At 48.3% G+C, this 13,246-nt stretch carries 17 protein-coding genes and 1 riboswitch; of the genes, 11 read left to right on the forward strand and 6 right to left on the reverse strand.

Annotated elements, in window-relative coordinates:
- Positions 1–13: 13 nt before the first annotated feature.
- A complete protein-coding gene (locus ON064_RS00005) occupies positions 14–1,198 on the reverse strand; it encodes an MFS transporter (protein WP_274623065.1) in 1,185 nt (394 codons plus the stop codon).
- A gap of 309 nt (positions 1,199–1,507) precedes the next feature.
- Positions 1,508–1,607: riboswitch (purine riboswitch) on the reverse strand.
- Positions 1,608–1,756: 149 nt separating this feature from the next.
- Here ON064_RS00005 and ON064_RS00010 point away from each other — a divergent pair.
- The 3 genes from ON064_RS00010 (at position 1,757) to ON064_RS00020 (ending at position 3,720) form a co-directional block, all read left to right on the forward strand.
- On the forward strand, positions 1,757–1,927 hold the full coding sequence (locus tag ON064_RS00010) for a hypothetical protein (RefSeq protein ID WP_274623066.1): 171 nt from the start codon (positions 1,757–1,759) through the stop codon (positions 1,925–1,927).
- Between the two features lie 117 nt (positions 1,928–2,044).
- On the forward strand, positions 2,045–2,728 hold the full coding sequence (locus ON064_RS00015) for a response regulator transcription factor (protein WP_274623067.1): 684 nt from the start codon (positions 2,045–2,047) through the stop codon (positions 2,726–2,728).
- A gap of 2 nt (positions 2,729–2,730) precedes the next feature.
- Positions 2,731–3,720 carry a sensor histidine kinase gene (locus ON064_RS00020; protein WP_274623068.1) on the forward strand — a complete coding sequence of 330 codons (990 nt, stop codon included), beginning with the start codon at positions 2,731–2,733 and terminating at the stop codon, positions 3,718–3,720.
- A gap of 84 nt (positions 3,721–3,804) precedes the next feature.
- Here the strand turns inward: ON064_RS00020 and ON064_RS00025 are convergent, their stop codons facing one another.
- Entirely contained in the window at positions 3,805–4,035 is a 231-nt protein-coding gene (locus tag ON064_RS00025) for a hypothetical protein (protein ID WP_274623069.1), read from the reverse strand.
- Positions 4,036–4,521: 486 nt separating this feature from the next.
- Here ON064_RS00025 and ON064_RS00030 point away from each other — a divergent pair, with 486 nt between their 5' ends.
- Positions 4,522–5,205 carry an ABC transporter ATP-binding protein gene (locus tag ON064_RS00030; protein ID WP_274623070.1) on the forward strand — a complete coding sequence of 228 codons (684 nt, stop codon included), beginning with the start codon at positions 4,522–4,524 and terminating at the stop codon, positions 5,203–5,205.
- Positions 5,202–7,787 (forward strand): FtsX-like permease family protein, encoded by a 2,586-nt coding sequence (locus ON064_RS00035; RefSeq protein WP_274623071.1) that lies wholly within the window; start codon positions 5,202–5,204, stop codon positions 7,785–7,787. Before ON064_RS00030 ends, ON064_RS00035 begins: the two co-directional genes overlap by 4 nt.
- Before the next feature lie 61 nt (positions 7,788–7,848).
- Here ON064_RS00035 and ON064_RS00040 read toward each other — a convergent pair whose 3' ends face one another.
- Together ON064_RS00040 and ON064_RS00045 are read right to left on the reverse strand one after the other, a co-directional pair.
- Complete coding sequence (locus ON064_RS00040) at positions 7,849–8,145, reverse strand: TIGR04104 family putative zinc finger protein (protein ID WP_274623072.1); 297 nt, start codon at positions 8,143–8,145, stop codon at positions 7,849–7,851.
- Between the two features lie 73 nt (positions 8,146–8,218).
- On the reverse strand, positions 8,219–8,509 hold the full coding sequence (locus ON064_RS00045; RefSeq protein ID WP_274623073.1) for a hypothetical protein: 291 nt from the start codon (positions 8,507–8,509) through the stop codon (positions 8,219–8,221).
- A 181-nt stretch (positions 8,510–8,690) separates the two neighbouring features.
- On the opposite strand from ON064_RS00045, the gene ON064_RS00050 reads away from it, so the two are divergent.
- Genes ON064_RS00050 through ON064_RS00060 form a run of 3 tightly spaced genes read left to right on the forward strand, consistent with a single transcriptional unit; the run spans position 8,691 to position 9,359 of the window.
- Positions 8,691–8,915 carry a hypothetical protein gene (locus ON064_RS00050; protein ID WP_274623074.1) on the forward strand — a complete coding sequence of 75 codons (225 nt, stop codon included), beginning with the start codon at positions 8,691–8,693 and terminating at the stop codon, positions 8,913–8,915.
- Positions 8,908–9,114 (forward strand): DUF2061 domain-containing protein, encoded by a 207-nt coding sequence (locus ON064_RS00055; protein ID WP_121300378.1) that lies wholly within the window; start codon positions 8,908–8,910, stop codon positions 9,112–9,114. The genes ON064_RS00050 and ON064_RS00055 overlap by 8 nt, the downstream gene beginning before the upstream one ends.
- Positions 9,111–9,359 (forward strand): hypothetical protein, encoded by a 249-nt coding sequence (locus ON064_RS00060; protein WP_274623075.1) that lies wholly within the window; start codon positions 9,111–9,113, stop codon positions 9,357–9,359. The genes ON064_RS00055 and ON064_RS00060 overlap by 4 nt, the downstream gene beginning before the upstream one ends.
- Positions 9,360–9,403: 44 nt before the next feature.
- Here ON064_RS00060 and ON064_RS00065 read toward each other — a convergent pair whose 3' ends face one another.
- Positions 9,404–9,958, reverse strand: a complete 555-nt coding sequence (locus ON064_RS00065; protein ID WP_274623076.1) for a hypothetical protein — start codon at positions 9,956–9,958, stop codon at positions 9,404–9,406.
- A 348-nt stretch (positions 9,959–10,306) separates the two neighbouring features.
- Between ON064_RS00065 and ON064_RS00070 the strand changes: the two genes are divergently transcribed.
- Positions 10,307–11,530, forward strand: coding sequence for a M48 family metallopeptidase (locus ON064_RS00070; RefSeq protein WP_342455299.1), 1,224 nt, complete (start codon positions 10,307–10,309; stop codon positions 11,528–11,530).
- A gap of 27 nt (positions 11,531–11,557) precedes the next feature.
- On the opposite strand, the gene ON064_RS00075 is transcribed toward ON064_RS00070, so the two are convergent.
- Positions 11,558–11,824, reverse strand: a complete 267-nt coding sequence (locus tag ON064_RS00075) for a hypothetical protein (RefSeq protein ID WP_274623078.1) — start codon at positions 11,822–11,824, stop codon at positions 11,558–11,560.
- 214 nt (positions 11,825–12,038) lie between these two features.
- On the opposite strand from ON064_RS00075, the gene ON064_RS00080 reads away from it, so the two are divergent.
- Together ON064_RS00080 and ON064_RS00085 are read left to right on the forward strand one after the other, a co-directional pair.
- Positions 12,039–12,194 (forward strand): hypothetical protein, encoded by a 156-nt coding sequence (locus ON064_RS00080; protein WP_157073443.1) that lies wholly within the window; start codon positions 12,039–12,041, stop codon positions 12,192–12,194.
- Positions 12,195–12,482: 288 nt separating this feature from the next.
- A complete protein-coding gene (locus ON064_RS00085; RefSeq protein WP_274623079.1) occupies positions 12,483–13,175 on the forward strand; it encodes a hypothetical protein in 693 nt (230 codons plus the stop codon).
- Positions 13,176–13,246 lie beyond the last annotated feature (71 nt).

A 13,246-nucleotide genomic window follows, 5' to 3' on the forward strand; every position in this document is an offset into this window, starting at 1 on the left:
GCCTTTCTCTATATTATAGACTCTGAGATTTTTGATAGCTGCGAATGCTGCGCTCGATCGCTGGACGTGTAATGGAGAATACCGCACAGCCAAGCGCAACGAGTACAATAACGGCGCCGACCCAAGAAGTGCTGGTGACAGATCCGGTCTGCGTCAAGGTGAGACCGCCGACTGCAGATCCGAGCGCGATGCCGACTTGCAGCGCCGAGTTATTGAAGCTCTGCTGAATGTCGGATGTGGCCGGATCAGTTTCGATCAAATAGCTTTGCTGCGGCGGGGCAAGTGCCCAGCTGAGCGCCGCCCAAATGACCATTACCGGCAAGAAGATGACGAGCGAGAACGTCGTGAACGGAAGAACGAACAAGCTGACAGCAAACGCCGAGATGACGATCAAAATGCTTTTCTTTGAACCGATCGAGTCGGACAAGGTGCCGCCGATTGCGCCGCCGCTCACTGCTGCGATGCCGAAAATCAAATAACAAGCGCTGACCCAGAACGGGCTGAGCTGCATCGTCGTTTCCAAAAACGGCGTGAAGTACGCATAAACGGTGTAATGCCCGGCGAGCATGAATAGCGTCGCGAGGTGGGCCGTGCCGATTTTCGCACTCGCGACCGCTTTTAATTGCTGCTTAAGCGGAATCGCCGTGCCTCCAGGAATCGGCTGGATATAGAGCGCGATCAAAGCCATCGAACCGAGCGACAGAGCTGCAATCGCAAGGAAAATGACGCGCCAGCCGAACGCATCGGCAATCAAGATGCCAAGCGGAACGCCGAGCACGAGCGACGAGCTGATCCCCATAAAGATCAGGCCGATCGCTTTCGCGCGGTAAGGCGGCTCAACGATTTTCGCGGCAATCGTCAGTGACAACACGACGATGAGCGCCGTACTCGACGCGGTGATGACGCGTGCGATGACCATCCATGTGAAGTCCGGGCTGAAGAAGGTCATGATGTTCCCGAGGAAAAAGATGAACATGGAAATAAGATACACTTTCTTGCGCTCAAAGCGGCTGGTCGCAATCAATAGCACCGGACCCGCCACTGCATAAATTAAAGCGAACAAGGTGATCAATTGGCCGGCAGCGCTCACCGACACATCGAACTCTTCGGCAATAGTTGGCAAGATGCCGCCGACAATCAGTTCGACAAGCCCGACAGCCACCGTGGCCAAGGCTAAAATATAAACTTTCAAATTCATAACATACGCTTCCTTTCATAGATACAAGTTTTACTGTTTGGCACCTTTTGATGAATAAGTTACATTGCTAATGCTTTTGGCAGACATTCCGCAAAATCACTGCGCTTTCCTGCGGGCGAGCGCCAAGCCTCCTCAGAAGCTGCGCTTCCTGCGGGGTCTCGGCTGTCTCGCTTTCCCGCGGGAGTCTCCGTGATTTTGCTCCATATCTTTTGCGAAGAAGCTTTGAGCGTTCTTCTCATTTCGAGGCTTTGTAAGCTCAACTTGTAGAAGTATCTTCAGAAAATAAAAAAATCGGGCCTGATTACAGAAAACGAAAAGATCGCTTTCTGTAATCAGGATTTTTCGGTTCCTGGTAGAGACCCTTAAGCCGTATTCTTAAGGTTATACAGATAGATTATGGGGGTTATTCACTTTGAACAGCTTACTACATAGACAAGCTTTATGCAAGAGAATATACAATAGACGTCAGACCTCTCGAGAAGAAATGAAACTTAATTCCAGTTGAGCCGTAGAATAGACTACCGCATCAAAATCGGTCCACACGAAAGGAATGAGTCGATGAAAACGATCGGATATACGTTTCTCATGCTAGGCCTCGTGTTCTCTATTCTCAGCTTCACGGGCGACCAGTCGCCTGCAATCGGCCTGATCTTTATATCGGTCGGCATCACCTATTTCTTTTTGGAGGACGAGGACGAACAAGACGACAAGGACGAAAGCAATTCTTAAGATTTTCCACTATTTCCATTCAATAGCTAGTCACTTTCAGCGAAAGCCTGTATCGTAGATGATAATAAATCTACCGGTACCGGCTTTTTTCATTTCAACAGGAATAGGGGAATACAGATGAACATACTCGTAGTCGAAGACGACCGGACGATCGCTTCCGGCCTGACATATTCGCTCGAACAAGAAGGTTTCACCACGGTATTGTGCCATAGCGCAAAAGACGCCACCGCAGCGATTGAAGGGCAGCTCTCTACAATCGATCTATGCCTCTTCGATTTGTCTTTGCCCGATGGCAGCGGTTATGACCTATGCGCGCTCGTCAAAAAGAAAAGCGACATCCCGGTCATTTTCCTGACAGCGTTCGACGATGAAGTGAATGTCGTCATGGGGCTCGATATGGGTGCGGACGATTACATCACCAAGCCGTTCCGCGTACGTGAACTCTTGTCGCGCATCAATTCGGTGCTGCGCCGCTACCAGCGCAATGCGCAGCCGAAAACGGTCGTCGAACTCGGCGACGTGCACATCAACACCTCGGACGGCAAAGTACATAAAGCGGGCAATGAAGTTCTCCTCACTGCGCTGGAATATCGCTTGCTGCTCATTTTCGCGAACCATCTCGGCCAAGTGTTGACGCGTGCGCAATTGCTCGACCGCATCTGGGACGTCGGCGGCGATTTCGTCAACGACAATACACTGACGGTCTACATTAAACGGCTGCGCGAAAAACTGGAAGACGATCCTCAACAACCAATGCTCATCAAAACAGTTCGCGGCATGGGCTATAAGGCGGGTGAGTAAGGATGCTGCGCAATGTTGAAATCCGCTGGCTGCTGGTCGCACTCATCACAATCAGCGCACTTGGCACGATCTTCTCAGCCGTTTTTGTTTCCTATACAGCCGCTTGGTTCGTGCTCGGCGTCTCGCTACTACTGAGTACCACGGCGATCATCTTCACTTGGTGGCGCTATCGGGAAATCGAGCGCTTGTCCGGTTTCCTGCAGCAAATCAGCAGCGGCGATTTCCAGCTCGATGTGCGCGACAACCGCGAAGGCGAGCTAAGCCTCCTCAAAACACAAATCTACAAAGTGACGAAAATGCTGTCAGAACACGGCGCGCTTCTCACTGAAGACAAAGGCAAGCTGACGAATGCCATTTCGGACATTTCCCATCAATTAAAAACGCCGCTCACCTCGATGATGGTCATGGCGGATCTCTTACGCGACAGCGAGTTGGACGACGCAAAACGCACCGAATTCATCCGCAATCTCCACGTCCAGCTCGAGCGCATGGACTGGCTCGTGTCGTCGCTATTGAAACTATCGAAAATTGATGCCGGCACGATTCATTTCAAAAGAGACCGCATCCCGGTACCCAAGCTCATCGAAAAAGCGGTCGAACCGCTGCTCATCCCGATGGACATCAAAATGCAGGAGCTCGAGATCGAAGGAGATCGGGAAGCTGCGTTTACCGGCGACCTCAACTGGACGACAGAAGCACTCATCAATATTTTGAAAAACTGCGTCGAACATACCGGGGAAGGCGGCAAGCTGACGATTCGTTATAGTGAAAACGCACTGTACACCGGTATCCGCATCGAAGACAACGGCAGTGGCATTTCCAGAAAAGATTTGCCGTATATTTTCAAGGAAAACGCCGGCGATGACTCGGTCGGCATCGGTCTCGCGATGGCCTATAGCATCATCACCAGCCAAAGCGGCGACATCGAAGTTGCAAGCACACCAAACGAAGGCACCCGCTTCCATATCAAATTCTACAAGCAGGTGATCTAGCGCCTGCTTTTTTCTGTGGAATGAAAAAACAGAAACTCCGCATCCGTGGAATTTCTGCTCAACTTTTTCATTTAAAATCAACGCTTATCCCGAAGTACTGTTAAACCACCAGACGACCAGCGCGATGCTGACAACTCCCCAAGCAGTAACGCTCCATACCCACCAAATCATGTGCTTGGTATCTCTTGAAGCTTCCTCGCTGTCCGGGTTTGCTTTAACATGCGCGAGCTTCGTCTCTATTCGTTTTTTCATCAAAAGAAATACAAGCAATCCGATAAGGATGAAACCGATCATAAACCACAATAAAAAATCCACGTTTTACCCCTCCTCTATGTAGGTGAGTTGTTTCACGCTAAACCTGTGCGACCAAACTGAGCTCAATAGGAGTTTTAATAATTAAATTGTAACATGAAATCAATATCTGGAAATTGCCTTCCACTTCCAAGAGGGAGCACAACAGATCTCCACTCAATACTCCTTAAGTGACTAGACTGTCACTTGAAAGTCACCGGGCAGTCATTAACCCTCTCTATACTAAAGCTATCAGGTAAATCAAGAGTTCATAATCTGGTGAACGTATTTCACTAACTTTGTGCTTAGCGAATATTTCAATCAATTTTAATGCAGAAAAATGAAGTAAACTGCGAAGACGCCTGCGGGAAAGCGAGACAGCCGAGACCCCGCAAGGAGCAAAGCGACTGAGGAGGCTTGGCGCTCGCCCGCAGGAAAGCGGAGCGGTTTTGCGAATGTGGTGAAAATCCAACTTAATTAATAAACAGTAACCAAACGGAGGGTACACTCATGACAATCATGGAAGTAAAAAACTTATCAAAAGTATACGGCAAGGATGAAATGGCGGTCACTGCACTCGACGACGTGTCGTTCATCGTCAACAAAGGCGAATTCATCTGCATCATCGGGCCATCGGGTTCCGGCAAATCGACTTTGCTCCATCTGCTCGGCGGCGTCGACCGCCCGACCAGCGGCAATGTATCGATCGATGGCACGGACATCTACAAGCTCGACGAAACGCAGCTGGCGATTTTCCGCCGCCGCCAAATCGGCTTGATCTACCAGTTCTACAACTTGATCCCGATCTTGACGGTCGAGGAAAACATTACGTTGCCGATGCTGCTCGACGAACAGCGTGTCGACAAACATCAATTCCGTAAAATCTCTGAAGCACTCGGACTCGATCAACGCCTCAACCATTTGCCGAACCAATTATCCGGAGGTCAGCAACAGCGCGTCTCAATCGGCCGTGCGCTCGTCAGCAATCCAGCGATTATGCTGGCGGATGAGCCGACCGGAAACTTGGATAGCAAAAACAGTGAGGAAATCATGGAGCTTCTCAAGATGTTCAACAAAACATTCAAGCAGACTTTGATCGTCATCACGCACGATGAGCGCATTGCCTTGCAAGCGGACCGCGTCATTTCGATCGAAGACGGCAAAATCGCCAAAGACGAGGTCATCCGCTCATGAACATCGTCAATAAAGTCACCGTCCGCCACTTGAAGGAAAACAAACGGCGCTCACTCGTCACCATTATCGGCGCCATCATTTCCGTCGCCATGATCACCGCGGTCGCAACGCTCGGCGTGTCGTTTCTTGATCTGTTGATCCGGGAAGAAATCGAAGAAAACGGTGAATGGCATGTCGAGTATCAGGACGCGACCATCCAGCAGCTTGAAGCAATCGCAAAAGACGATAACACCGAACAGCTCATCGTTACAAGCAATGGGTTTGCCGCTTTCGACAACTCCAAAAACGAAAACAAACGCTATCTTTATTTTCGCAACTTCGAAGCACAAGGGATGGGCCATTTCCCACTTGCGCTCACAGAAGGGCGCTTGCCTGAAAACGCCAATGAAGTCGTCATCTCGGAAACTTTGAACAATAGTTCTGAAGAGACGTATGAAGTCGGCGATACTTTGACAGCAGGAGTGGGAGAACGCATACACACCCTTGAGGGCAGCAAGCTCACGGAGTATGAACCGATGCAATTTGGCGTAGGTGACATGCTCAACGAAGAACTAGTCGATGTAGAAGAGCAAACCTTCGACATCGTCGGTATCATCGAACAGCCGGGCTGGGAAGTGTCTTGGCTTCCGGTGGTGAGCGTCGTCGGATTTGCCGACACCAATACTGCCGCAGCGGATGAGACCTTCGACGGCTATGTCGTGGCTTCGAAAGTCAACAACGATTTATTCGAAGGTGCCTACGCGTTTGCCGAAGAACAAGGCATCCCCACGGTCGATTTCAATTCGGATCTCCTGCGCCTGTATGGAACGACCCGAAACGATAATTTGCGGACGACTTTGTTCTCACTCGCCGGCATCATCATGGGAATCGTGGTCATCGGCTCGGTCGCACTTATCTACAACGCGTTCGCCATCAGTGTCTCTGAACGCGCCCGTCATCTCGGCATGCTCGCAAGCGTCGGGGCAACGAAACGGCAGAAACGCAACTCGGTGTTTTTCGAAGGTGCTATCATCGGCGCCATCAGCATCCCGCTCGGCATTCTCGCAGGGCTCGGTGGCATTTGGGTGACGTTCCAATTCATCAATACCTTCTTGCAAGGTGCGCTCAATGTCGATCAGCAGTTGGAAGTCATCGTCACCCCGATGATGCTGATCGTCGCAGTCGGCGTCTCGGCACTGACGATTTTGATCTCGACTTACGTGCCGGCGCAAAAAGCGTCGAAGATTTCCGCGATCGACGCCATCCGCCAGACGCAAGACATCAAACTTACGGATAAAGCGGTGAAAACTTCGAAATGGGTGCGCAAGTTGTTCGGCCTGGAAGCGGAAATCGGCTTGAAGAACTTGAAGCGCAACCGCAAGCGCTATTTGGCGACAGTCTTTTCACTGGTCATCTCGATCGTTTTGTTCCTGTCGGTGACGTATTTCACCAATAACTTGAAAACCTCACTGGCCATGACGCAAAGCGATCTGCAATACGATATCCAATTGCACGGCGGCGAGTTAGATGCGGAGAACCTCGAACAATACGCAAGCCTTCCTGATGTGACCGAAGCCGGCTTCATCCGTCAATCAGGAGGCGAAGCACTCATCGCTCAAGACCAGTTGCCAGACGTATTGATCGAGCAGATCGAACGCGGCGAAGCCATACTTGAAGATGGCAAACTTCAGTATTTTGTCTCGGTGTATGCCATGGATAATGAAAACTTCGAACAATACGCGGAACAAGTCGGCGTGGATGCGTCGAGCTTTGGCCAGGAAACGCCGCGTGCCATCGTCATTGATGAAGTGGTCTACCAAGACGGCATGTCCGGCACCATCAACGAAACGAAGACCATCAAAGCAGAACCCGGCGAGACGATAGAACTTCTCGGTAGCTCCATTAATGAAATGGGCGAGGAAATCGAACCGGAAGTGCTCGCCAATGTCGAAATCGCGGCGTTGACGGATCAAGTACCCACTGGAGTCTCCACCTCATATCCGGGCAGTGTCGACTTAATTGTTCCGATGGATGCACTCGATGAACTCGGCTTCATCGCTGAAGATACGTATCCTGTCATCTCACTTGCGACGAGTGACCCGATGAAGACAGAGGCGGAAATTTTGGAAATCAATGAAGCGGACGTCAGCATCTCCAACGTCTTTCAGCGGCGCCAGCAAGAAGAACAACTCATCTTGCTCATGCAAGTGTTCACATATGGATTCATCACGCTGATCTCGCTCATTTCCATCGCGAACATTTTCAACACCATCTCGACAAGCATCCAATTGCGCAAACGGGAATTCGCCATGCTGCGCTCGGTGGGCATGACCCCGAAAGGCTTCAATAAAATGATCCGTTACGAAAGCCTATTCTACGGCGTCAAAGCACTCGCATACGGTCTGCCGATTAGTTTCGCGGCGATGTTCGCGATGCACTATGCACTGAACCAGACCTTCAGTTACGGCTTCGACGTCCCGTGGGGCAGCGTATTGTTTGTTGTCGTCGTCATCTTCCTAATTGTCGGTGCGGCAATGCTGTACTCGATCGCGAAGATCAAAAACGACAACATCATTGAAAGCTTGAAACAGGAAAATGCATAACTAGAAAACGCGCTCTGCCTTTTGGCGAAGCGCGTTTTTTGAATGGGCATCCAGCGAATGGTCACCAAAGCGGTTTTTGTTCATTTGCTAACTTAATTGTATAAGGGATAGTCACAGTCATCACAAGCGCCAAAGAAAACAATAAGAAAAAGAAAACAGCATCGTTTAAGTGGAAAAGCGGATTGGCGGTGATGAGAATCATGGAAGGAAGATAATAGAAGAGCAAGTGGCTCTTCTTAGTGTTCGGCGTGACATACTGCTGTTGGCCGCAGTTCGGGCATTTTTGAGAGTTTTTAATACTGATTATCAATGAATCTTTCCATGCCCATTGAAACCCGCATGTTTGGCATTCCGGCATTTCAACATCCTCCTCGAATAAAAGTCAAAGGTGTCCAGTAAGTTCATTACATGTTTTAGTTAAAACCGATATATTAGATTCTGCGGACGGCGTTTTTCTTGCGGAAGATTCCCATCAGCAATAACACCAAGCCGGTGATGAAGGTACTTGGGTACAGTATTGCGAGCATCGCCACTGCCGCCCAACCACTTCGCTCATAATGGGCATAGCCCATACTGACGAGCCAGGAGAACAACGGGCAAATGACAAACATCGTCGTGATGCCCCAGATGATGTATTTGCCTTTTCGCGAATAGTCCTTACCGAGCTGAAAGGCGAGAAGCAGCGAGACGAGCAAAATGCCACTGGCTGCGGCGTATTCCATGTCGGATAGCCTCCTTGTGATGGATGCCAATCTAAGATGAGTTTCTGTTTTATTGTTCACAGTTTAACACAAATTCCCAATTACTGAAGTTCTTCTTGAAAATCAATCTACTATCTTATTGGAAAGGTTTCCAGGTATTCCCTGAGGGTAACAGGGAAGTAGAGCTGGGAGGAGAGAGCATGTGAACAAACGAGTGAAGAACACAATAATCGGCACAATAATGTATGGCGTAATCGCTTATATCGTCACTTATATTTTAGACGGGCAACCGGTGTGGAACTTGGTATTCGGAATGGCGCTTGCTGGGTTTCTGTCTTATGGGTTTATTTTGCCGTATATGGAGAAGAAAAGATTAGAGAAAAACAGTGAAGCAAAAAAGCGGATGGGAGAGAACTCGAATGACTAACCGTGCAGTAAAGGCCATTTCCTGGGCAGTGGCATATGGCACTATCGCGTTTTTGGTGAGCTACCTACTCGGCGGCGAACCGGGATGGGTCTATTTTATCGGCTCCTTGATTGCCGGCTTCATCGTGTATGGAGTGCTGCGGCCCATCGTCCAGAACAAGCGCCGCAAGAAACAACAGCGAGCAGGTGAACGTATATGAGCTGGCCTGAAATCAAAGAACATCTGACAGAGCCGATTTTTTCGAAGAAGAAAGACCCGATACTCTTTTTCCCCTTAGTATTTCTCGTCACGTGGCTTGGGACAGTCGTTTATCAAAGAACCGGCATTTCTTATGTTGAATACATATTGTGGTTGATCCCGATCTCCCTCGTTCTTTCTGCCTTGTACATTTTATTGATTGTCTGGCTGAAAAAGAAACGGGCGAAACGCACCAATGAATCATAAAGAAAGCGCGTGTCTTCTAAGAGACTCGCGCTTTCTTTATGGTTTTATTCTTCAATCACATGGTTCTCTTTGTCGTAAAAAGTAAATTCGGCCGGCGCTGACGAGTGAATGGCGTCTGGTAGCTTCGCGTACTCAATGAGGTAGGGGTCACTAGCTGTCGAAAAATTGTATTCCAATTGAGCGGCTCCTAGAGTTTTCAGGGTAACTTGAGCGATTCGCAAGGAATCATTTGTGCCAACCAACACACCATAAGTTCCATCATTTGTCGGGATATCCAGATACGTGAAACCAGGAACAGTCCCGAACGTATTTATGCGCAAGCGTTTGAACCAATCAAGTTCGTAATGCGCATACATTGTCGTCCCGTTACTCGCTTCCAATAAGGCGATCCAGCTTTCGGAAGCATCTATTTTCTTGATTTCTTTCAGTGAAAAGTGCTTGTCGTCTGAGTTGCTGCGGTAAAGTTCATCAAATGCTGCTTGCGCGTGTTCCTCTAAATTGGCATGAAGATTATTGGCGTTGGCTGAAATGCTCAGCCCGTAGAATAAAATCGAAACGAGTATTAAAGATGCAAGAAACCACACAATTTTCCTGTTCAAGCCAATGCCTCCCTCACCAGTCAGTTGCCTCTATTTATTCCATTCATCATACATCAAATTAGGAGAAATAGAAGACAGCCTTGAAACAATTCAGCAGACCAGCCGTCTTCTGAATAGCTGTTAATCAGTCGGCAACATCTCCGTATTGATCAGCGAAACCACTTGAATCATCATTTTTTAATCTTAACAAAAAAATTTACAAATCGCGTGAAAATTCTATTCTACAAATGAGCAGTAAGTGCTATTATATGTAAGATATTCCAAATCGAGAGGGAGAAAATGATGAGTAAGACGAACATTCAATCAGATAGAGAGAGCATTTATTTTATTCTTAGCGTAATTTTTAGTGTGTTAATTTATGTATTGTTAGCCATCTCCATTGTTGGTATCGGCATTGCCTTGGCGATTTTCGCATTTTTGCTGTTCACCAATGCGGTGATGCTTGGGTCGATCCGTGGAAACGGCGTGCGCATCCACGAGCGCCAGTTCCCGGATGTCTACGAACGCGTGCAGACTTTAGCTGCGCAAATGGAATTAAAGAAAGTCCCGGACGTCTTCGTCATCCAATCCGAAGGGGCGCTCAACGCTTTTGCGACACGCTTCTTCGGGCGCGACATGGTCGTGTTGTATTCGGAAGTGTTTGAACTGGCGCGCGAGCAAGGCCAAGATGAACTGGATTTTATCATCGCCCACGAACTGGCTCACGTAAAACGCCGCCACGTCTGGAAAAACTTGTTGATCATGCCGGCTGGGTTCATCCCGTTCTTGAGTTCGGCATACAGCCGCTCATGTGAATACACATGCGACCGCCACGCGGCCTACGAAATCCAAGATGCTGCCGCTGCGAAACGCGCATTGACGCTGCTGGGCATCGGCAAGAAAGCATATGCAGAAGTGAACGAAGATGCGTACCGCGAACAGATCCACACTGAGTCAAATGCATTTGTTTGGTTGGCCGAAGTATTGTCGACGCATCCGCGTTTGCCGAAACGCATCCAATCGATTGACTGGTTCAGCAAGGCCGACGTCAAATTCTACCAGCCGAAACATGGCCGCATCGCTGTTGGCGCGACGATCTTGGCTCTTGTCATGAGCTTTGCATATGTCGGGATGCTTTCCTTGTTTATGGGAAGCGCTGCTTTTGCCGGGCCGTTTTTACTCGGATTTGAAGATGCGTTCTACGATGAAATGTATGCAGTTGAAGGACGGACGCCGCTCATGGCAGCCGCCGAGGAAGGGGATTTGGCCGGAGTCGAACAAGCCCTTGCTGACGGTGAAGACATTCATGCCAAAGACTCAGAAGGTGCCGATGCCTTGATGTACGCCATCTACTGGTACGATACAGAGGTTATGCAGACATTGATTGATGCAGGCGCTGATGTGAACACAAGCGATCATTATATGACAGCCTTAGCGAGAGTCGCTATGTACGGCGATTATGACATGGCCAAACTGCTCGTCGAAAATGGCGCAGACCCGACTCTGGAAGGACCGGAAGGCATGAGCGCCATGGATGAAATCGGCGCAAGCTCTGAAAAAGAATTCATGGAAATGCTGAAACAAGGATATTAATAGACTTCACCAAACAAGCGTCGATCGCTAACAGATCGACGCTTGTTTCATTTTTACGTTGCCATCATCCCCATCGACATGATCGATGCCCCATTCGCAATTCCCTTCATTTTCCCATTCCACTTCATAACGGCCCCAGCCATAGTCGATGGAAATCACTTCGGCTGTTCCAAATGAATTAGTGTGAAGCTCTTCAATAATAGCGATGGCCTCGGATTCACTAATCTGCGGTTCTTGCATGCAGCCGAATAATAGAGAGCTTAAGAACAATGCGAGCAAACTCAAGCGCTTCATGGTTTCACCCCTTTGGCAGATAGACGGAATTGAACCAACAAAAGTTACTGGAATTTTGGCTGAATATGTTATGTGTTTGCGATAGGCGGGTAGGCAGGGAGTAACACCCATTTATTTGGCAACTGGGAACAGCTTGGTGAATGACCGCAAATGGCCCGGATAGTTAGCACGGAGGAATAAACCTCAAAATCCTTACTAGAGAGGAATGGTTAAAATGAAAAAATTCGCAGCAATCATCTTTGCAAGCGGTTTGGCATTGTCCGCATGCTCAGGCGACAGCGAACCGGAAACGGAACCACTCGAAGAAAACGACGGCGCCGATGACACGATGACCGATACGGATGATGGTGAAGAAGAAGAAGAGGATTGATGGGACACCATTGTTGGTGAAAGGATATGTAGATAATAAAATATGATTTGAAATGAGAGCCTGTGTAATCACAGGCTTTTTTCGTGTGCAAAAACATCTTCTTCAATGAGCTTGTTATTTCTTTGTGATGAATAGGTAATATCAGTGAAATAACCCACTTAATTGGTAATTATATATTCCATCTAGTATAATTTGGCATTAACAACTTAACATTTATTAGTCATTCCGATGAAGAAGAGATGACATCTTGATTCACAGGACACCAAAGAAATGAGGAGGACGAGAAGAATGATTAAAAAATGGTTTGCAGCAGGAACGATTGGTGCAGCGTTGACGCTCAGCGCCTGCGGTTCGGATACGACCGAGGTCAATGAGGAATCGGAAACGACAGCTTCTGAAGGCGTGGATGAAACAGAAGAAACAACTGAAACAGAACAAGCGGAAGAAGAGGAGCCGCTCGAAGACGTCGAGGAAATTGAAGAAGATACCGGGGAAGGTGAGGATGTCCAAGAAGACGATAGCTTGAAGGCGACCAACACCTATACGAACAAAGAACTCGGCATAACAGGAGAAGCCGGACCAATCCAATATGAAATTCCGGGTATCCAATTAAAGATTTTAGAACCAAAGGATCAAGCGACAGCTGACCTCTTTGAAGTGGAAGTGGGCGATGAAGTACATGCCTTTACCATTCAACTTGCAGGAGAGAACACTTCGGATGAGGATATGAATTTTTATCTCGGTCAATCAACAGCAATAACCAACACTAAGGAACAGTTAGAACCGGACATGCTTATGTCAGAGCACATTAACGGGGAATATCTGGGCCAAGTACGGCACGAAGGGCATAATGTATACATCTTAGAAAATTCGACCGTCGATGAATTGGAAACAATCGAGTTGAGAATATCCGCTCCGACAGATGAGAATTTCGAAAGCCAAGGAGAAGATATTTCTCACACGATTGAAGTGAACCAATAAACGAGAAGTAAATTCTGACACGACTACCGAGTGAATAAACTAACGATCATTGAGAAACAGAAAGGAATTTT

The organism is Planococcus sp. A6, from assembly GCF_028823615.1.
Classification (GTDB): Bacteria; Bacillota; Bacilli; order Bacillales_A; family Planococcaceae; genus Planococcus.